15 protein-coding genes are annotated in these 18,861 nt (G+C 42.4%); 7 read left to right on the top strand and 8 right to left on the bottom strand.

Annotated elements, in window-relative coordinates; all coding sequences use genetic code 11:
- Positions 1–241 precede the first annotated feature (241 nt).
- A complete protein-coding gene (gene metK / locus HG263_RS17930) occupies positions 242–1,393 on the top strand; it encodes a methionine adenosyltransferase (protein WP_171627467.1) in 1,152 nt (383 codons plus the stop codon).
- Between the two features lie 44 nt (positions 1,394–1,437).
- Here metK and HG263_RS17925 read toward each other — a convergent pair whose 3' ends face one another.
- Positions 1,438–2,382: an AraC family transcriptional regulator gene (locus HG263_RS17925; RefSeq protein ID WP_171627466.1), complete on the bottom strand. Its 945-nt coding sequence runs from the start codon at positions 2,380–2,382 to the stop codon at positions 1,438–1,440.
- A 94-nt stretch (positions 2,383–2,476) separates the two neighbouring features.
- On the opposite strand from HG263_RS17925, the gene HG263_RS17920 reads away from it, so the two are divergent.
- Positions 2,477–2,884, top strand: coding sequence for a hypothetical protein (locus HG263_RS17920; RefSeq protein WP_171627465.1), 408 nt, complete (start codon positions 2,477–2,479; stop codon positions 2,882–2,884).
- The gene (locus HG263_RS17915; protein ID WP_171627464.1) at positions 2,874–3,695 is read left to right on the top strand and encodes a sterol desaturase family protein; all 822 of its coding nucleotides are present in this window, start codon (positions 2,874–2,876) and stop codon (positions 3,693–3,695) included. Before HG263_RS17920 ends, HG263_RS17915 begins: the two co-directional genes overlap by 11 nt.
- 30 nt (positions 3,696–3,725) lie before the next feature.
- Here the strand turns inward: HG263_RS17915 and HG263_RS17910 are convergent, their stop codons facing one another.
- The 4 genes from HG263_RS17910 to HG263_RS17895 all read right to left on the bottom strand — a co-directional run bounded on the left by HG263_RS17910 (position 3,726) and on the right by HG263_RS17895 (position 8,891).
- Positions 3,726–5,531, bottom strand: coding sequence for an FAD-binding oxidoreductase (locus tag HG263_RS17910; RefSeq protein WP_171627463.1), 1,806 nt, complete (start codon positions 5,529–5,531; stop codon positions 3,726–3,728).
- A gap of 87 nt (positions 5,532–5,618) precedes the next feature.
- A complete protein-coding gene (locus HG263_RS17905; protein ID WP_171627462.1) occupies positions 5,619–6,536 on the bottom strand; it encodes a DMT family transporter in 918 nt (305 codons plus the stop codon).
- Positions 6,537–6,699: 163 nt separating this feature from the next.
- A complete protein-coding gene (locus tag HG263_RS17900; RefSeq protein WP_171627461.1) occupies positions 6,700–7,347 on the bottom strand; it encodes an START domain-containing protein in 648 nt (215 codons plus the stop codon).
- Positions 7,348–7,370: 23 nt separating this feature from the next.
- Positions 7,371–8,891, bottom strand: a complete 1,521-nt coding sequence (locus HG263_RS17895) for a CYTH and CHAD domain-containing protein (RefSeq protein ID WP_171627460.1) — start codon at positions 8,889–8,891, stop codon at positions 7,371–7,373.
- A 165-nt stretch (positions 8,892–9,056) separates the two neighbouring features.
- Between HG263_RS17895 and HG263_RS17890 the strand changes: the two genes are divergently transcribed.
- Entirely contained in the window at positions 9,057–9,683 is a 627-nt protein-coding gene (locus tag HG263_RS17890) for a TIGR04211 family SH3 domain-containing protein (RefSeq protein WP_171627459.1), read from the top strand.
- 37 nt (positions 9,684–9,720) lie between these two features.
- Here HG263_RS17890 and HG263_RS17885 read toward each other — a convergent pair whose 3' ends face one another.
- Positions 9,721–10,206, bottom strand: a complete 486-nt coding sequence (locus HG263_RS17885; protein ID WP_171627458.1) for an Lrp/AsnC ligand binding domain-containing protein — start codon at positions 10,204–10,206, stop codon at positions 9,721–9,723.
- A gap of 291 nt (positions 10,207–10,497) precedes the next feature.
- Here HG263_RS17885 and putA point away from each other — a divergent pair, with 291 nt between their 5' ends.
- Complete coding sequence (gene putA / locus HG263_RS17880) at positions 10,498–14,301, top strand: bifunctional proline dehydrogenase/L-glutamate gamma-semialdehyde dehydrogenase PutA (protein ID WP_171627457.1); 3,804 nt, start codon at positions 10,498–10,500, stop codon at positions 14,299–14,301.
- 149 nt (positions 14,302–14,450) lie between these two features.
- On the top strand, positions 14,451–15,701 hold the full coding sequence (locus HG263_RS17875; RefSeq protein WP_171627456.1) for a cyclic di-GMP phosphodiesterase: 1,251 nt from the start codon (positions 14,451–14,453) through the stop codon (positions 15,699–15,701).
- 2 nt (positions 15,702–15,703) lie between these two features.
- Here HG263_RS17875 and HG263_RS17870 read toward each other — a convergent pair whose 3' ends face one another.
- Positions 15,704–16,720, bottom strand: a complete 1,017-nt coding sequence (locus HG263_RS17870; protein ID WP_171627455.1) for a general secretion pathway protein GspB — start codon at positions 16,718–16,720, stop codon at positions 15,704–15,706.
- 9 nt (positions 16,721–16,729) lie between these two features.
- Complete coding sequence (locus HG263_RS17865; protein WP_171627454.1) at positions 16,730–17,644, bottom strand: AAA family ATPase; 915 nt, start codon at positions 17,642–17,644, stop codon at positions 16,730–16,732.
- 103 nt (positions 17,645–17,747) lie between these two features.
- Between HG263_RS17865 and HG263_RS17860 the strand changes: the two genes are divergently transcribed.
- Positions 17,748–18,851, top strand: a complete 1,104-nt coding sequence (locus HG263_RS17860; RefSeq protein WP_171627453.1) for a tRNA nucleotidyltransferase/poly(A) polymerase-related protein — start codon at positions 17,748–17,750, stop codon at positions 18,849–18,851.
- Positions 18,852–18,861: the final 10 nt, after the last annotated feature.

The following is an 18,861-nucleotide window of genomic DNA, read 5'->3' as shown; positions in this document are numbered from 1 at the left end:
TTTTGCGCGGGTCTAGAAAGTGCCCATTCTTACTTATTTTTACAGCAAACTGCAACGATAAATGGCAGAAAAACACGCTTAAAGCCAATATTTTCGGGCCTTCCAACACGCTCAAATTAATTTAGACGTCTAGGCGTAAAAAAACTATGCATATGCTTTTCTTTTCGTTAATATATGCCTCTTAATTTTTTAGCGCTATCCCCGTAGTTCGTGAAGCGCAATATTTGTGAGCATAAATTCAATGGCAAAACATTTATTTACTTCTGAATCTGTTTCTGAAGGTCATCCGGATAAAATCGCCGATCAGATCTCTGATGCGGTACTTGATGCAATTTTAGAACAAGATCCAAAAGCACGTGTTGCGTGTGAAACTTACGTAAAAACCGGTATGGTTATGGTTGGTGGTGAAGTGACTACCAGCGCATGGGTAGATATCGAAGAATTAACACGTAAAACAGTACGTGAAATCGGTTACACACACTCAGATATGGGTTTTGATGCCGATTCATGTGCCATCTTAAATACCATTGGTAAGCAGTCTCCTGACATCAACCAAGGTGTTGACCGCGCGCGTCCTGAAGAGCAAGGCGCTGGTGACCAAGGCTTAATGTTTGGTTACGCTTGTAACGAAACAGACGTACTAATGCCTGCTCCTATCACCTATTCACACCGTTTAGTTCAGCGTCAAGCTGAGGTTCGTAAAAGTGGTGAGCTAGCGTGGTTGCGTCCAGATGCTAAGTCTCAAGTCACTTTTGCTTACGAAAATGGTAAAGCGGTTGGTATTGATGCGGTTGTGCTTTCAACTCAACACTGTGACTCTATTTCACAAAACGACTTAGTTGAAGCTGTAATGGAAACTATTATCAAGCCAGTATTACCAGCTGAGCTTGTTACATCAGCAACTAAGTTCTTTATCAACCCAACTGGCCGTTTTGTTATCGGTGGCCCTATGGGTGACTGTGGTCTAACTGGTCGTAAAATCATCGTTGATACATACGGTGGTATGGCACGTCACGGTGGTGGTGCGTTCTCTGGTAAAGATCCTTCAAAAGTTGACCGTTCAGCAGCTTATGCAGCGCGTTACGTTGCTAAAAACATTGTTGCGGCAGGTCTTGCTGACAAATGTGAAATCCAAGTATCTTACGCAATCGGTGTTGCAGAGCCAACATCAATCAGCGTTGAAACATTTGGCACAGGCAAGCTAGAAGAATCACGTTTAATCGAGATCATTCGTGAGCACTTCGACCTACGTCCATATGGCATCTTAACGATGCTTGACCTTGAGCGTCCAATTTATCAGCCAACAGCGGCATACGGTCACTTCGGTCGTGATGAATTCCCTTGGGAAAAAACAGACAAAGCTGAAGCATTAAAAGCGTCTGCAGGTTTGTAAGCAAATATGCTTTAAATCTGAAAAAGGTGCCTAGTGCACCTTTTTTAATGCCCTTGTGTTTTTTGTTGCTGGCGAACATATTCGCTTGGTGACACTCCATACCAACGCTTCACCGCACGATTCAACGACGCTTGCTCTGCATATCCCAACAATTCACTTAATGCTTGTTTAGACAATACTTGGCAGAACTGTGTAAAACGCCTTTTACGCTCTTGCTCCAGCAACTGAGAAAAACTCACTGAGTAACACTTTAGCTGCCGTTGTAAAGTGCGAGGAGAAGTGTCTAACAACTGAGCTAGGCGAGTTAAAGACATGTCCTGTAAATCACAACGATGCAAACTTGGCTGTAACTTTGCAAACCAACTTTGGTTGTGCTCATATGCTCTTTGAAGATCCCTAATTGCAGGATATAAATTAGCATTAACTAACTCATTACGCGTCAATATTGGCATATCCAACAGTTCAGCATCAAAGTAAATAACATTGCGCGTGGCATTATCTCTGACCTCACAGCCATACCAGTTGCTCAATCTAGCGTTTTGACTTTGCGTTAACTCTAGGTTGAATTCAACGTGATGGGCCGATAACGGCTGCCCCGTAATATGCCTCACCATCGCCACCCAAGCGGTCATATTACGTAAAATAGCATGTTGATTATTTTCATATGGTTGCCACGCAATACTGGCAACCCCTTGATGAGTCGCAAACTGACAAATACCAATATCTGCAACTGTTTTATCAAACGCTAACAAAGCATCTAGTGCCTGTTGCAACATTGCCGATGATTCGACCAAATATCCTAACAAGCCATATTGGGCACTATTTATTTGTTTTCCAAGTTCAAACCCCCAAAGTGGATCTTGATTTAACTTTGCACCTGCTTCGAGAGCAGCAAAATAATGATGCATAGGAATACGGCTCAAGCCTTTACTTTCACTGGGTAAATACTCGGCCAACACTTGGCAATATTGAGGACAGACATCGAACATAGCTGGCGTGAAAAGACAAAAAAATAACAGATAGGGTCAAGTATGCCGTGCATCAAAACGATATGCTAGTGCAAAAGTGACACGATAAAAAACGATGCAACTACTCAATTTGCTAATTTCATTACCAAAATCTAGCGACTTTACACTTGATGCTTTATCAGACTGCGTCCAACTTAGGCGTATCTTTAACGCACACTTTAAAGAATTACCCGCCCAAGATGGGCTTCGTAGGCGTCATGTCACAATGCGAGGTCACCAGTTTATTGAGGTTATCACGCAGCAAACACCACAACATTTATGCTATCGCATACAAGGTTATGGCCCGATAAAAAATCACCGCGGTGAAATTACGCTGACTTCAACAGCCACGGATCTACAGCTGCACTATCAAATTTTTGGCTTCAGCAACACTTGGTTACCCAGCTGGTTGCTCAAAATAGTGCTATTTGTGGATTTTAGCTTGGCAGCTAGAAGATTAAGGAAGCTATATCATGAACGTTGAGTTTATTTTATTGGCCCTAAGCCCGTTATTTGGCTTGGCAATCATCGTTGAGTATAGAAATGCCAAAAGTGGCTACACCCTGAAAGAATTTTTACTCAATCTGGGACTGGCTTTATCTCATCAGGCAAGCGACTTAATTGCCCTATTTGTGCTAATGCCATTTTTCTACTGGTTACACATGCATTTTGCGGTTGTGCATTTTGAACTTAATCCCTTGAACATTACTTTGGCCTTTATACTTCAGGATTTTTTATACTACTGGTTTCATCGCGTCAGCCATCGCTGTAACTGGTTATGGTGTGCGCATATTGTGCACCACAGCTCAGTGAACATGAACTTTTCGACTGCCATGCGACAAAGCCTCTTTTATCCTATCGTTGGAATGTGGCTATTTTGGCTACCGCTTATCATTATTGGTTATCCACCAGAGCTTGTATTTGCCATAGTTGCAGTTAACTTGGCCTATCAATTTTTTGTGCATACTGAACAAGCACCAAACTTAAAGTGGTTTGGCGTACTATTTAATACGCCTACCCATCACTGCTTGCACCACGCTCGCAACCCTGAATATATTGATAAAAACTATGCTGGCGTACTGATTGTTTGGGATAAGTTGTTTGGTACTTTTGTAGAGCCTATAGCATCAAAACCGCCACAATATGGTGTTGCAGAGCGTCATTATCGCGTGTCTTTTTATGATGTGCTTGTAACACCATGGCTTATTTTACTGCACAACCTACGCTTACAAAACTCTTGGCGAGGGAAGTTGCGTCTTCTATTTGGTAAACCTCATGATTTGAAGCAACATTAGCCACACCAACCGATGTGGCTAACGATACCATTAAATAATGGTTTTTCTGGTACGTAGGTGATTATAGTGATCTTTTATGTAAGCTTTCTTGATATCAACTAAGCGTTGATAGTTTTGCTGAAAGTAAACCGGTGTAGGAATTGATGCATCTTTAAAACTTATAAACGCGCCATAGGTGCCTTCAATCTGAGCATTGCGACTGGCTGATATCCAATCCATTGCACGGTTAGTATCTACATAGACAGAATTATTTTGCTGCTCTAATTTGTCTTTTATACTTTCATTCCACCAAGTTTGATATTGAATCGTATAAAGCGCATCTCGATAAGGAAAAGAAACACCTAACGCTTTCTTGCTTTCTTTCAAATCATGATAGTAATCGCCCACTATCGCCCCTAAAGTAACATAACTGAACAGCCCTAAACTTGCATTATTGGCTTGAATTAATGGCGATGTTAGCGTCTCTAAAAGTTGCTTATAGCCTTGCACTCCAAGCCCTTTTTTTGCTACTAGCTTAGAGGTTATTTTATGAGGTGCAGGGGCATCATAATCTGGCGTAAAAGCATGTTTTTCTTTAACTAGCGCATCATGCAGCGGAATAGTTTGATCCGCTAAGCTCTCTCTTGCCCAATTGCTTAACAAAGTATGATCATAGCTATATTGCACAGAGCCCTTGGCTTTACCTTTTTGCTTGAAAGCAACCCTGCTAGATGTCAATTTAGGTTGCTTGTTCTTATCTTGTGTTGACGCAAACTCTTTTGCTACAAATTCACGCAATGCTTCCTCGCTGCCTTGCCAATAACCGTACATGGTACATGGGTGATAAAGCTCATCATAAGGCGTAGAGTCATCGACAGATTCTTTAGCGATGGCGTTAATTTTTAAATTAGTACCTAGTAAGTCACCTGTATTATCGGCACCAATTACTTTTTCCCAAGCTTTGAGGACATCAATCGTTGGACATTGAGACTTTGCGATAAAAGTATTCTTCTTCTGTTTAGTCAAGGCATTCCAAACTATCTCAAACCGATGAATTTCATCGGGCAACTCAAATGTTTTCACCTTAAGCTCAGTTACTATCCCCCAACTCATACCGCCGCCACCACGCAGTGCCCACAGTATTTCGCGGTGACATGTTTCACTCACTTCAACCACATCGCCATTGCCTAGTACAACCGTTGCACCTACAAGGTGTTCACAGCACATACCATGCTTTCGAGTCCAAGGACCCCAACCGCCACCTTGAATAAACCCAGTTAATCCAACGGTTGCGCACGTGCCATGAGCAATCATTCGCCCATACTTAGCCAGCTCTGGTGTTAACTGATAAAAACGATATCCAGCCCCTATGGTTGCAACTTCATCCTTGTCGTTGTAGCTAAAGTGCTTAATGCGACTCACATCAATAAGAATGGTGTTATCACCGCTACACTCCCCCTCATGGTCATGACCGCCTGCGCGCACCCGAATGGGTAGATTAAACTTTATCGCCAACGAGTATATGAACTGCACTTCTACCGTTGATTCACATAAAGCGATAACAAAAGGATATTGCTGAAAGCGTGTATTAAAAACCATCGCCTCAGTTTGATAATTGTTAAGCCCAGCCACATCACTCAAGCCATTCATCTTTTGACTCAACAGGCGAGACTGACTAAACCCAGCCTCTATGGCTGCTTGATAAAATAGCTGAAAATTATTGACGGTATTTGCAAATACGGCTTGTACCGCACGGCGTTGGTTATGTGGGTCGGGTGTTTGTTGTGACTCTCTGTTAGAGAGTTGCTCAGTAAGACCCGCAACAACATCTTGAATGTGAGCTTGTTCGCTGTGCATGCTTGGTTTCCTTATACTTAGTATGGGTAGCAATCAGCCTCTAAGTATTATCAATTTTAAAGCAAAGTCACATTACACAGCGTTACACTACTTGATGATCTTATTATTGATCAAATAAACAGCAAAAATAGCCAAAATGGCACCACAGGCCACAGGCAAAGACAACGGCTCAGAAAAGTACCAAGCAGACAATCCCATTGCCGATGCCGGAACCACAAATATAAACGAACTAGAGCGACTTGAGCCTAACTGTTGATTGGCTAAAAAGAACAAGCTGGTCGCAATACTCACCACCACCACAGATAAAAACAGCATGTGCTGCCAATAAAAGCTTGAGTATTGAGTGATGCTACTCAATGGCGAGTATTCATAGGCAAAACCATAGCTTACAGCGGTTGCGGAGGCGTACATTAAGGTACTAAACAGCAGAAAATCGGCAAAACGCGTCCCCTGTTGACTTACCAAAGTTAATACCGCCCAAGTCAATGCAGCCATAATAAAATAGGCATTACCTGTGGCAATTAACTGAGCATAGTCGAACTGCCAAACTTGTATCATACACATGCCACCAGCGAGCCCTAAAGCTAACCCAAGCATCTGTCTTTTAGCGACTTTTTGCTTGAATAAAATGGTTGCAAGTAAGAAGGTGAACACAGGGTTGGTCGTTGTAACTAACATGCCACCTTTGCCTGGTAAGCCATCATGAAGACCCAAAAAAAATAATTGGTTGTAAAATGCTAAAATCACACCAGCAGGCAGTGACCAAAGCAATGCTTTTTTAGAAAAGCGCAATGTAACTAACTTAAAGTGGTTCACCAGCCATAGGATCGGAAGCATACCAATCGTCGCCATCGCTAAACGATAAAACACAGTTACTGGTGCAGGTGCAAGCGAGGCAATTAACTTACCGGATATCCAACTCGCTCCCCACAATAGCATGGCTAATACAAGGGTTATGATCAGGGGTGAGTCGGAAGACCGCTCAGCTTGGGTATAGGTTGTCATGAAATCCTTCGAAAGAGATTAACACGCCTTACATGGTGTGTAGAAAATGAGAACAACGTAATAATACCGCTAATTGCATTAAGAAAAAGCATTTTAAGTTGAATTTTTTAGACTATTTATTGGGCAAGTTTTATTGGCCAAATTCGCTTACCGGGAGCTGAGGTTATTTAATGCTCAAGCGTTCAAACGCACGACAGTCTCCAGCAGATAACTGACTGTGGCGTTTTTTATATTTAGGGTTTTTAATCTGAGTTTTGAGTGATTTGAAGCTTTTCAGAATATTATTCAAGGCCGTGTTATTCACTAACCAAATGGGCAGTGACCCGTTAGGCTCTGCATAAATTTGATGTTTGATTTGCAAGCCTTGAGCTGTTTGCGTTAGTAGCCAATAGCCCTGTACTGGTGTTATGCGCACTGCTTTGCTCTGAGGAACTGGGTATGCCGTTGTGCTTAAAATATCTAAACGGTACTGATTTTCGCTTAATTGCGACAAACAAGAATGAGTCAGCATGTCTCTATCGCTAACGGGCCAAGGGGAGTCAAAATAAGTGTAAACCACAGCTTCTGCTGCCGTCGGACGCGCAATTACATTAACAAAGCGACTGCTACTAAGCCAGTTAGGTGCTGCCTGCGTGTCGTTCATCACATTAAGTAATGTCTCCACTGTTGCGCCTGCAAAATATGCCTCAACAAGAATATAATTAATACCGCTGGTGTGGGGTAAAATGGAGACTTTTATATCAGTAGTTTCTCGCCAGGCTTGCCACTGAGCAGCAGAACCTGACGAAGCACCCGTTATCAATAACAACATAACAACGAGCCTAAACACGCTCTTTAGCGCCAATATGGGAAGCTATTAAATGAAACACTGCGGCTTTGTTCCATAGCCCCTACCAAAAAGTCAGCCTTTGCTTGCAGCCAAGATTGAATGCTCGCTAACTCTTCTGAGTCTTGCCCCTGACACAACTGCATCAAATAAGCGAGGGTATCTAGCTCATAAATACCATAAACAATGTCTATCCAAGGCATTCTAAACTCTTGTCTTGCCTCTTTATTATAAAGCTCTCCAAGGCAATTACCGTTGAGTAGTGTATTCTCTAATCGCGGCCGTAAGTGTAAGTAATCTTCTTTTGTTAACACTTTGCCTTCAGGTAGTAACTGGTGAAGCTCTTCCCAGTCTTTATCAAACAATTCGCGGGCAACGTCACTTAACGGCATTTGTGCGGCACTAAGTGCACTCTGATCCCAACTTTGTCGCCAGCCTTTATCTACTAACCAGCGCGTTAACGAGAGAATCAGTCGGTTATATCGAGCACAATGAAATAAGTCCTCAATATCCGTTGGTGTAGGTTGCACATCTTTCAAATCATCGATCACCTGAGCAAGCTCGGGCGCATTGTTTATCTTTTTATAATAAGCATGTCGCTTAGAAGTATAAGTTTTTAAATGAATCGCGTTTTCAACCCACGCTAATTCACCGAGTAACCACTTTAGTTCTGCACGCAAATGCTCAGTAGATGATTTGTCGACTATTGCACAAAACAACCTAAAACTATGACGAATCAAAGTAATACCATCGATAACACGTTTGAGTGTCTTCAGGCTAGGCTTGTCGAAATAACATTGCTCATGCTTTTGCACAAATTGAATGCTGTAACTCATTGTGGCAATAAACGCTTGCTCTTGGGTTATCCCAGATTGTAACGGCACAAAACCAATAAACTTATTTGGCTTTAGAGGCTGCTCATCTGCTAGCCTATAACCTCTAGCCGCTTTTGAGTACAAGCCTAATCGCATCCCCGATAAATTAATCAAATGATCGGCCAATAAAAATAAATCGCTACGCTGCCCTTCAACAAGCTCAATCTCTAGCTCAGAAATTGCTTCAACTCGGCCTTGTGCTGTTATTTCGCCTTTATCTAAAACAACCTCAATTTTACTTCCTTGCTCAGTTTCGATTAACCAAGTACGGCGGATAAAGTTAGTACTGAAGATCGGGAATAAATTTTCATTGATGGCATCAACTTGCATACCATGAGGCCAAATATTGGCATCGAAAGCCAACAAATTCGGTCGGCCAGACTCTAAAGGTAAATTAAACTCAGGACGTTGATGCAAACCACCCACTACTTCTCCAGCCAACTTAATTGTCTGCTCACACTCATCGTCACAACAGCGGGTACGAAGGCCAATATCTAGTGCCCGTAGCTCTCGACTGGGGGTATCAAAATATGCATTTTTAAGGTTTTTTGCAGGTTGGTTTGCTACTGTCTTAGCAAACTGCGTGATAAGTCCTGGGATAAGAGGAACTTCATTGTCTGAAAGTAAAAACTTCAGTTCTATTTCAGTGTCCATTTGGGCAAGTAAATACCTATATAATTATCGAACGCTCAAAATATACAATGATACGTTGGTTTGCAAACTTTTTACTCTAAGATCTGCTAAGTTTTCCGGTTAACTTGCTATTATTAAGTTAAATCCATACTATTTCTAAAAATTATCAAAAACTTGGGTCAACCTATGTTAAATAGAATTGTTTTGCCAACATTGCTTATCCTCTGCTCACAGCTTGCTGTCGCTCAGACTGAAATCGTTAATGAGCAATTGCCAGCTTCACCAGCTAATGAACAATCAGCCAATATCGGCTACATTATCGATAATCTTTTTATATACATGCACGCTGGCCCTGGTAAAAATTATCGAATTCTCGGCTCTGTTGACGCGGGAACACCGATTACAATCCTCTCAGAGGTACAGGAAGACTTTATTCAAATCCTTGATGATAAAGGCAGAGAGGCATGGGTTGAAGCTAAATTTGTTACCGACCAACCCGGCCTTACCCAACAGCTTCAACAGGCAAACGAGGCTTTGCAAAATAGTCAAAGTGAAGTAGATGCAATCCGTGGTGAATTGCCAATACTTCAGCAAGCTAATAACGACCTGCGAGCAGAAAACCAAAACCTACAACAAACGATTACACAGCTACAAACAACGTTGGACCAACAACAACAAGCAACTGCTGCTAAGAAACAAAAAGAGCAGCATCTAATGCTCACTTACGGTGGAGGTATTACCTTAGGCGGGCTGTTGTTTGGCGTAATTTTGACATTACTCTTATCACGCCGTAAACGCTACGATGGTTGGTAGTAAGTGAAATAAAAAGAGGTCGCGCAAGCGGCCTTTTTTATAAATTTAACACCTCTACTCCCATATCCGATTTAATATGTTCTATCACCATGTAAGTGTGGTTTGTTCCGACCCCTGGGATTTCAACAACCTGCCCCAGTACTTCTCGATACTGTCGCATGTCTTGTACTCGAATTTTTAACAAATAGTCAAACCCGCCAGCCACCATGTCACACGATACAACATTAGGTAATGCTAAAATGTGCTCTTTAAAAGTATCAAACACAGATTCCGTAGAACTTTTTAGCGTGATTTCAATATGCGCCACTAAATGCTGACCTAATTTCATCGGGTTTAAGCGAGCAGTATAGCCCTCAATGTAGCCCTCAGACTCCAGCTTTTTAACTCTGTCTAGACAAGGGCTTGGGCTTAAGTTCACCGCTTTTGCTAAATTTACGTTCGAAATCCGGCCATTTTTTTGTAATACATCTAAAATAGCTAAATCAATGCGATCAAGTACACGAGTTTTAATTGAAGTAGTCATTCAGCATTTTATTCTGTGAGAGTTAATAATCTCCCGCTAATTTACCGTAATCAGAAAAAATAAGACAGCATATACTGCTGTATTTTGGATAGAATGCTCTCGAAAATTGATATTAAACCGAATGCGTAGTGATGATATTTTAAACACCCAAATCATTGTGATATGGTGGTTCAACGCACTGCATTTAAATTTGTCGTAATTGAAAGAAGGCCTTATGCCTCCTACACATATACCAAGGGTGTAGGCGATAATTACATGTATTTTTGACTCTACTCTTATTGAGGGTTGCTTATGCTTTATAACGGCGATTTGACAACTAACTGTCCTATCAGACAAAAAATCCGTGACTTCTACCGTATTGATGAAAATGAAGTTATCGATCATATTTTGCCGCTTGCTGAAGTTGGTGTTACGGCTAGAAGCCGAGCATGGGAACGTGCACGTCAATTGGTTTTAAATATTCGTAAAGACCAAGATGGCCAAAATGGTGTCGATGCCCTATTAAACGAATTTTCGCTTTCAACAGAAGAAGGCGTTGTTTTGATGTGTTTGGCTGAAGCTTTATTACGTGTTCCAGATAAACAAACTCAAGATAATTTGATCCGTGATAAATTAGCCAAAGGTGACTGGAGTTCTCACTTAGGCAGCAGCGATTCTTTATTTGTGAATGCATCGAGCTGGGGACTGTTAGTCACCGGTAAAATGGTTAATTACACGGATAAAAACAAAGAACAACAATTTGGTGTTCTGAAAAAAACCATTGGCCGTTTAGGTGAACCTGTGATCCGCAAGTCTGTGAACTTTGCGATGAAGATCATGGGTAAGCAGTTCGTCATGGGTCAAAATATTGATGAAGCCATTGAACGTGCAGCTGATAAAGAGCAAAAAGGCTACGTGTACTCTTACGATATGCTCGGTGAAGGTGCGCGCACCATGGCCGATGCAGAGCGTTACTTCAAAAGCTACATGACTGCAATCCATGCCATTGGTAAAGCAGCGAATGGCCGTGGTCCAATCAAGAGCCCAGGTATCTCAGTTAAGCTATCAGCCATTCACCCACGTTACGAATTTAGTCATCGTGACCGTGTTATGAGTGAAATTGTGCCAAAGCTAAAAGAGTTAGCATTGGTTGCGAAAAAATATGATATCGGCTTTACGGTAGATGCTGAAGAGGCTGACCGTTTAGATATTTCTTTAGATATTATCGAAGCCGTATTCTCTGACGATGATCTGGGCGATTGGCAAGGCTTTGGCTTAGCGGTTCAAGCTTACCAAAAACGCGCTATTTTTGTTGTTGAGTGGCTAGCGAATTTAGCTCGTCGTGTCGGCCGCAGGTTGATGGTTCGACTGGTTAAAGGTGCTTACTGGGATACTGAAATTAAAACCACGCAACAAGATGGTTTAAATCACTTCCCTGTGTTTACGCGAAAAGCAACCACCGACGTATCTTACAAAGCGTGTGCAATTAAACTGCTTGAAGCGCGTGATGTGATCTTCCCTCAGTTTGCTACACACAATGCCTACACGGCAGCAACGATTCTTGAAGTCGCTAAAGGTGATAACCAAGGCTTTGAATTCCAACGTCTACACGGTATGGGTGAGTCACTATTCGACCAAATCGTTGAGAAAGAAAAAATCCAATGCCGAGTATATGCGCCAGTTGGCCAGCATGAAGACCTGCTTGCTTACTTGGTACGTCGTTTATTAGAGAACGGCGCCAACTCTTCATTTGTAAACGCGATTGTAGATACCTCAAAACCTGTTGAGTCACTGTTGCCAGATCCAGTTGAAACCCTGCAAGGTTTACGCAACAAGTTCAATAAACAAATCAAGTTACCCATTGAGCTTTACGGTGATGAGCGTCCAAACTCAAAAGGGATGGACTTGACCGATATCAATACATTAACACCGTTTAAAGAAAACTTAGACAGTTGGTTTAACGAACATTTAATTGACGAAAGCCAAGTAAAAGAAGGCCACCTAGCGGTGCGCAACCCAGCTAACCACAAAGAAGTGGTAGGCCAGGTTCGTGTTCATCAAAGTGATGACATGAAAGCCATGCTAGAAAATGCCGACCAAGCATTTGCAAGTTGGTCACAAACACCAGTGAAAGAGCGAGCAGATTTACTGCGCCGAGTTGCAGATATTCTTGAGCGCCATCACGATGAGCTGGTTGCTATCTGTATTAAAGAGGCAGGTAAGGTAGCTCAAGACAGCATTGATGAAGTGCGTGAAGCAGTTGATTTTTGCCGTTACTATGCAGCTCGTGCTGAAGAACTGTCGCAAGATGAACGCTTCGAAGCTCGCGGTGTTATCTTATGTATCAGTCCATGGAACTTCCCTCTGGCTATTTTCCTAGGCCAAGTTGCTGCAGCAATTGTAACGGGTAACACGGTTATCGCAAAACCTGCTGAGCAAACAAGCTATGTTGCTTTGCGTTGTATCGAGTTAATGCACACAGTAGGCTTACCGGAGCATGTCGTGCAACCTGTTATTGCGCGTGGCAGTGAAGTAGGTAAACACATAGTGCCAGATGAACGCATTCAAGCCGTGATGTTCACAGGTTCAACAGAAACCGGTACTTTGATTTCGCAAATCCTAGCAGAGCGTAATGACATTCAGGTACCTTTGATTGCTGAAACCGGCGGTCAAAACTGTATGATTGTTGATTCAACTGCACTTCCTGAGCAAGTCGTCGATGATGTTATTTCATCTGGCTTCCAAAGTGCTGGTCAACGTTGTTCAGCCCTACGCGTATTGTTCTTACAAGATGATGTTGCTGATGGCATCATCACCATGCTAAAAGGCGCATTACAAGAGCTACATGTTGGTGACCCTTCATTACTGTCTACTGATGTAGGTCCAGTGATCGATGAAAAAGCACTGAACACGCTCACTGCACATGTTGAGTACTTGAAGAGCAATGGTAAGTTGTTATTTGAATCTAAGATCCCAGACAACAATGAGCATGGCGCTTACTTCTTTGCACCTCGTTTATATGAAATTGCTGATTTGTCTGTACTTAAGCGTGAAGTGTTTGGTCCTATCGTACACATTGTTCGCTACAAAGCCCAAGACCTCGATAAAGTTATTGATCAGATTAATGCAACTGGCTACGGTCTAACTATGGGTGTTCACTCACGCATCGAAGAACGTTGTCAGTATCTAGCGAAGATGTCACGTGCAGGTAACGTCTACGTAAACCGTAACATGATCGGCGCTATCGTGGGCGTGCAGCCATTTGGTGGTCGTGGTTTATCGGGTACTGGTCCAAAAGCCGGTGGTCCAAACTACTTATATCGTTTGGTCAAAGAAAAGGCATCTCCTGAGAATGTGCAAATGACTAACCTGACAGCTGATCAGTTAGAAACGCATGATTTCCCAGGCGCAGCAGAGCAAGTTGATAAATTGATGCGTAACTCAATGCGCGATGAGAAGATCTGGCGTAATACACCATTAAATGACCGTGTTTCTGCCGTGCGTCAGCTATTAGCAAAAGTTGCCACTGTTGAAATCATCGACGACCTTGCTGATGATTTAGCAAAAACACTGGCCGATGCTCGTGCACAATTAAATCGCCTTGAAAAGCGCATGCGTTCTTTCACTACCTTACCGGGTCCTACAGGTGAGTCGAATACATTGCACCTTGAACCTCGAGGCTGTGTTGTGTGTTATGCCGATAAGAGTACCTCTTTCAACTTCTGGGCAATTTCTATAATTACAGCGCTAGCTGCTGGTAACACGGTTATCACAGTAGCATCAGAGTTGTTCTATGAAGAAGCGCAAGCATTTAGAGACAAATTCATCTCTACGGGCATTGCCGAAGGCGTATTCCAAGTTGCTAGACCAAACCAGCTGCAAGCTATTTTGGCGCATCCTCACCTTGCTGGTGCGGTGGTAGCGGCACGCTCGTCTAGACTTGGCTACTTTAGTCAGCAACTTGCTGCTCGCTCTGGTGCGATTTTGCCAGTAATTAGTGCTGAGTATTACGACACTTTAATCAACCGACTCATCACAGAAAAAACGATTAGTATCGATACCACTGCATCAGGTGGTAATACATCGTTGATGACACTCGTTGAAGATGAAGAGTAATCACTTTATATAACATGATGAAAAGCCAGCATATGCTGGCTTTTTTATTTTTTATCATCATTTAGTCTTAGAAACTCCCCCTTAATTCCTTCCTTTTAATTGATCCTTTGCTAACCTTAAAATTAACTTGAAGATTATAGGACATCAAATTGAAGACTATAGATATCAATGAGTTAAAACCAGGGATGTTTGTCGTTGGCGTGACAAAACAAACAGGTCACGTTAAAGTGAAAAACCAAGGCTGGGTCAAAACCCAAGATGGCATTGATAATCTCCTCAAAGCAGGCGTTATGGCCGTTGAAATTGACCCTGATAAAACTCTTCATACAAGCGAGGAAAAGCAATCTGATAAAAGTGACAAGCCAGTACAGCAGATGGAGTCACAAAACCAAGCTTCTCTTCGAGAAGAACAAACACAGCCCGTGTCAAAAAAATACGATCCTTTTCATAAATCAACCTCGATAGAAAATGAACTCGATAAAGCCAATGCACTTTATCAACAAGCAAAAGCTTTACAGCAAAAAACGTTCGATGATTTGAAAAATGGTAAGCAACTTGATCTCTCACCGTTTCAAGATACTGCCAGCGGCTTAATTGACTCAATATTTAGAAACCAAGATGCACTGGCTTGTATTGCACAAATCAAAGATAAAGATGCCTACTTGCTAGAGCACTCCATCAATGTCGCTATTTTAATTGGCATTTTTGCAAAGCATTTATCATTTGACAGAGCGCTCATTGAACAAGTAACCACAGGTGCATTGCTCCATGACATAGGTAAAATTCAGGTGCCTGATGAAATTCTAAATAAGCCAGGCACACTCACACACGACGAATATGAAGTAATGAAACAGCATGCCCGATTCAGTTATGACATCGTCGCAAATGCAAATCTAGGTGACATGGCTACTGAAATAGCAGGTTTTCATCATGAACGCTTGGATGGCAGCGGCTACCCTTATGGGAAAAGCGCCGATGAGTTATCCCAATATGTGCGCATGATCGCCATAGTCGATACCTACGACGCAATTACGGCTGATAGAGTGTATAAGAGTAGTAAAACCCCAGTAGCAGCATTTAAGGTGTTACGAGAGCATGTGCCACATCATTACGACGAAACCCTACTCAACGCATTTATTCACTGTATGGGTGTGTATCCTGTTGGCACCTTAGTTAAACTAAAAAGCCAACGTGTGGGTGTTATCAGTCAAAGTAACCCTAAAACACCACTACAACCGATAGTGAAGATCTTTTATCACGCTAAACACATGCACTATACCGAGGTAAAAGATGTTGATTTATCGAGTAAACGTGCTGACGATGAAATTGAAGCGGCGATTAAACCTGAAGAATTTAGTCTCAATTTGCTTAAATTCTTTAAACACTCCATGCTGCCATAACCTTATGGCAGCCAGTCTTGCATCGCCTTCATACTAAATTCATAGCCATCATAATTAAACAGCGCTTGTTCTGGGGTGATCTCTACTAACTGCAGCGCTCCGATACTATCACCTTCATACAACTCTCGGTTGTTTAGTTTTATCCAGCGTTTGTCCGCATCAGTAGCATAAATATGTGCCTGATAACGTAAAGACGGCAAACTATTTTGTAAAGCACTTGGCAACAGCTCAATTGGTGTGGCACGAGCAGAATCACGACTACTTGCAGTAACATGGTGTGGCGACTGAGTTTCGGTTTCTGCCACCGCTTGTGCAAACGCTTCTTTAAGCTCTTTAGATACACCAGCAAGCGCTGGATCTTCAGGCTCACTCACTTCGGTTGTTGGTGTAGATAATGGCTTACCAAGCACTCGGTATTGACTCAGATCTTCCTGCGCCGTTTGTTGATAATTTTGAACTTGCAGGTTTTGCTGCCCTGCTTGCTGTGGCATCGTTGGTGCCATATTCATCACTTGCCCATTGGTTACAGGCACTAATTGCTGTCGATACAAAGCTTGTCCATTAGCATCAAAACCCACTTGTACGGACATCCATTGGTACTGTACCGCACTCATCATGGTGTTATTGGTTGCTACTGGCTGACCCGCCATTACATTCATGGGTTGTGTGACAGGCTGTGTCATTACATTGTGCTTTTGGCTGGGCATTGACGGAGCTTGTGCCGTTAGAGCATCGTCTTTATCTACATTTGGTTGCGGCTTGTTTGCATCCGCCAGTTCAGCTGGTTGTTTCTCACTGTGCTCTTGGGTGATGGTGTTGGATTGCGCAATTGATGATTGTAAATAATGACCACTCATAAACCCTGCAAAAGAAAATCCACCTATGAGTACGACACTTGATAACCCCAACACTAAGGTTTTATATAGTCTAAGTTGTTTTTCATGTTGATATGCTAAGTGATCTTGCTCACTGTGGGCAGTTTGCTGTGATTGCTTCAAGGCATTAACTAAATACGACATAACTCACCACTAAAAAACAAATGAAAGTGCAAAACCAAACGCAAAACTAGCTAACGCAGCCGACGAAAGCCACCAAGCTTGTGACCTTTGTGGTTTAGTTTGCATTGGGACTAAATCTAATGGCAATGCTTCTTTAGCTGCTTGCATTGCAATTTTTTTGTTAATAACCTGCTGTTGAGCAGAATAAGCGCCGAGCAAGCAACGATCAGCCAACAAGTTTAGTAATCTTGGAATCCCCGCCGTGACCTTATGCATGTATGCAATCGCATCATGATTAAACAGCATATTCTTGCAGCCCGCCTTTTGCAGTCGGTGTTGAATATAGGCATAAACTTGCGATTGCGTTAGAGGCAACAAATGGTAGCGCGCTGTAATTCGTTGGGCCAATTGTCGCAGTTCATTGCGCTGCAACAGGTGCTGCAATTCTGGCTGACCAACTAACACAATTTGTAATAGCTTCTTATGGTCGGTTTCTAGGTTCGTCAGCAGACGCAATTGCTCTAGCACCTCTGCAGCCAAGTGCTGTGCTTCATCGATGATCAGCATAGTGTGACCACCAGATGCGTGATTTTCAAGTAACCTCGCTTTGATGAGGTCGGTTAGCACCTTTAAGCTTGCCTGCTCAGCAGGATACGCAATTTTTAACTCATCACAAATGCTGGCTAACAGCTCAATTTCAGACAACGCAGGGTTTAGGATAAAAGCCACCTGAGTTGACTCAGGAAGTTGTGCTAGCATGCTGCGAGTAACCGTGGTTTTTCCTGTTCCTACCTCACCGGTTAGCAACACAAATCCACCAGCATCCCCCAGACCATAGGTCAAGTGCGCCAAAGCTTCTTTATGCCTGTCACTTAAAAATAGATACTCAGGGTTGGGAGCAATAGAAAACGGTTTTTCGCTCAATCCAAAATAGCGTAAATACACGATGCGTCTCTTTATTGTTATGATGGTGCCTATAATGGCAAAAAAACACAATAAGTTAAAACCTTGTTTCTAATTTTGCGCAAATTGTTTTGTTGAGGACACTATGCAAGTGTATTTAGTTGGCGGTGCTGTAAGAGATGAATTACTCAATCGCCCAATCATTGATGAAGATTATGTGGTTGTAGGGGCTACCATTGAGCAAATGCTTTCCCTAGGTTACACCCAAGTTGGCAAAGACTTTCCAGTCTTTTTACATCCCAAGAGCAAAGCTGAATATGCTTTAGCCAGAACCGAGCGAAAGCAAGGACAAGGCTATGGGGGCTTCATTTGCGACTTTTCGCCTGATATTACCCTAGAGCAAGATTTATATCGTCGAGATCTCACCGTTAATGCCATCGCTAAAAATGAAAATGGTCAGTTAGTCGACCCTTTTAACGGCCAAAAAGATATCGCAAACAGAATACTTAGACATGTCGGCCCCGCCTTTAGCGAAGACCCTTTGCGCATTTTACGAGTCGCTCGATTTGCCGCTCGCTATCATTACTTAGGTTTTACTATTGCACCAGAAACACGTCAACTAATGGCTGAGATGGTAAGACAAGGTGAACTTGCAACCTTAACCAAAGAGCGCGTTTGGATGGAAGTAGAAAAATGCTTGAGTGATGGCTGTATAGCAATTTTTTGTGATGTATTAGAGCAAATTGACGCGCTTGAGTTGGTATTTCCGATGTTCAAAACGTGGACTAGTTCACAAAGTAACTCACTGACAGAAAAAGTCAGCCAACTACAAAAAGACAGCCCGAATTTTAAGCTCGTGCAGTTTTGTTTATGGCTAGCGCCATGCCAATTAGAAGACTTACAGAACATTGAGCAAACCTTAAAGGTGCCAAATACATACGCCCAGTGTGCCAGAGATTTTTGTCATTATCAGAGCTTACTACGCGAAGAGACACTGTGCGCTGAAAGTGTTTTAAAGTTACTTAACGCACTTGATGTATGGCGTAGGCCAGCGCGTTTTGAGGTATTTTGCCAAACTGCACTAGCACATGCACCAGACCAATTAGCACGTATTACTAAAGTCAGAAATTCGACACAGCAAGCCATAGAAGTTGATGTGCAAAGTATTATTGCACAAGGCTATAAAGGGGCTCAGATTAAAGAACAATTGAGTCAAGCACGTTTAAAAGCTCTTGAAAATGCACTTTAAGTGCTATTTC

Source organism: Pseudoalteromonas caenipelagi, assembly GCF_013140855.1.
GTDB classification, from domain to species: Bacteria; Pseudomonadota; Gammaproteobacteria; order Enterobacterales; family Alteromonadaceae; genus Pseudoalteromonas; species Pseudoalteromonas caenipelagi.
Note: the sequence above shows the minus strand (reverse complement) of the source record. Positions and strands in the feature narration are given on the sequence as shown.

What these genes read in the sequence shown, in the direction of transcription:
- metK (WP_171627467.1), top strand. Translation starts at nt 242, where the DNA reads ATGGCAAAACATTTATTTACTTCTGAATCTGTTTCTGAAGGTCATCCG.
- HG263_RS17925 (WP_171627466.1), bottom strand. Translation starts at nt 2,382, where the DNA reads ATGTTCGATGTCTGTCCTCAATATTGCCAAGTGTTGGCCGAGTATTTA.
- HG263_RS17920 (WP_171627465.1), top strand. Translation starts at nt 2,477, where the DNA reads ATGCAACTACTCAATTTGCTAATTTCATTACCAAAATCTAGCGACTTT.
- HG263_RS17915 (WP_171627464.1), top strand. Translation starts at nt 2,874, where the DNA reads ATGAACGTTGAGTTTATTTTATTGGCCCTAAGCCCGTTATTTGGCTTG.
- HG263_RS17910 (WP_171627463.1), bottom strand. Translation starts at nt 5,531, where the DNA reads ATGCACAGCGAACAAGCTCACATTCAAGATGTTGTTGCGGGTCTTACT.
- HG263_RS17905 (WP_171627462.1), bottom strand. Translation starts at nt 6,536, where the DNA reads ATGACAACCTATACCCAAGCTGAGCGGTCTTCCGACTCACCCCTGATC.
- HG263_RS17900 (WP_171627461.1), bottom strand. Translation starts at nt 7,347, where the DNA reads ATGTTGTTATTGATAACGGGTGCTTCGTCAGGTTCTGCTGCTCAGTGG.
- HG263_RS17895 (WP_171627460.1), bottom strand. Translation starts at nt 8,891, where the DNA reads ATGGACACTGAAATAGAACTGAAGTTTTTACTTTCAGACAATGAAGTT.
- HG263_RS17890 (WP_171627459.1), top strand. Translation starts at nt 9,057, where the DNA reads ATGTTAAATAGAATTGTTTTGCCAACATTGCTTATCCTCTGCTCACAG.
- HG263_RS17885 (WP_171627458.1), bottom strand. Translation starts at nt 10,206, where the DNA reads ATGACTACTTCAATTAAAACTCGTGTACTTGATCGCATTGATTTAGCT.
- putA (WP_171627457.1), top strand. Translation starts at nt 10,498, where the DNA reads ATGCTTTATAACGGCGATTTGACAACTAACTGTCCTATCAGACAAAAA.
- HG263_RS17870 (WP_171627455.1), bottom strand. Translation starts at nt 16,720, where the DNA reads ATGTCGTATTTAGTTAATGCCTTGAAGCAATCACAGCAAACTGCCCAC.
- HG263_RS17860 (WP_171627453.1), top strand. Translation starts at nt 17,748, where the DNA reads ATGCAAGTGTATTTAGTTGGCGGTGCTGTAAGAGATGAATTACTCAAT.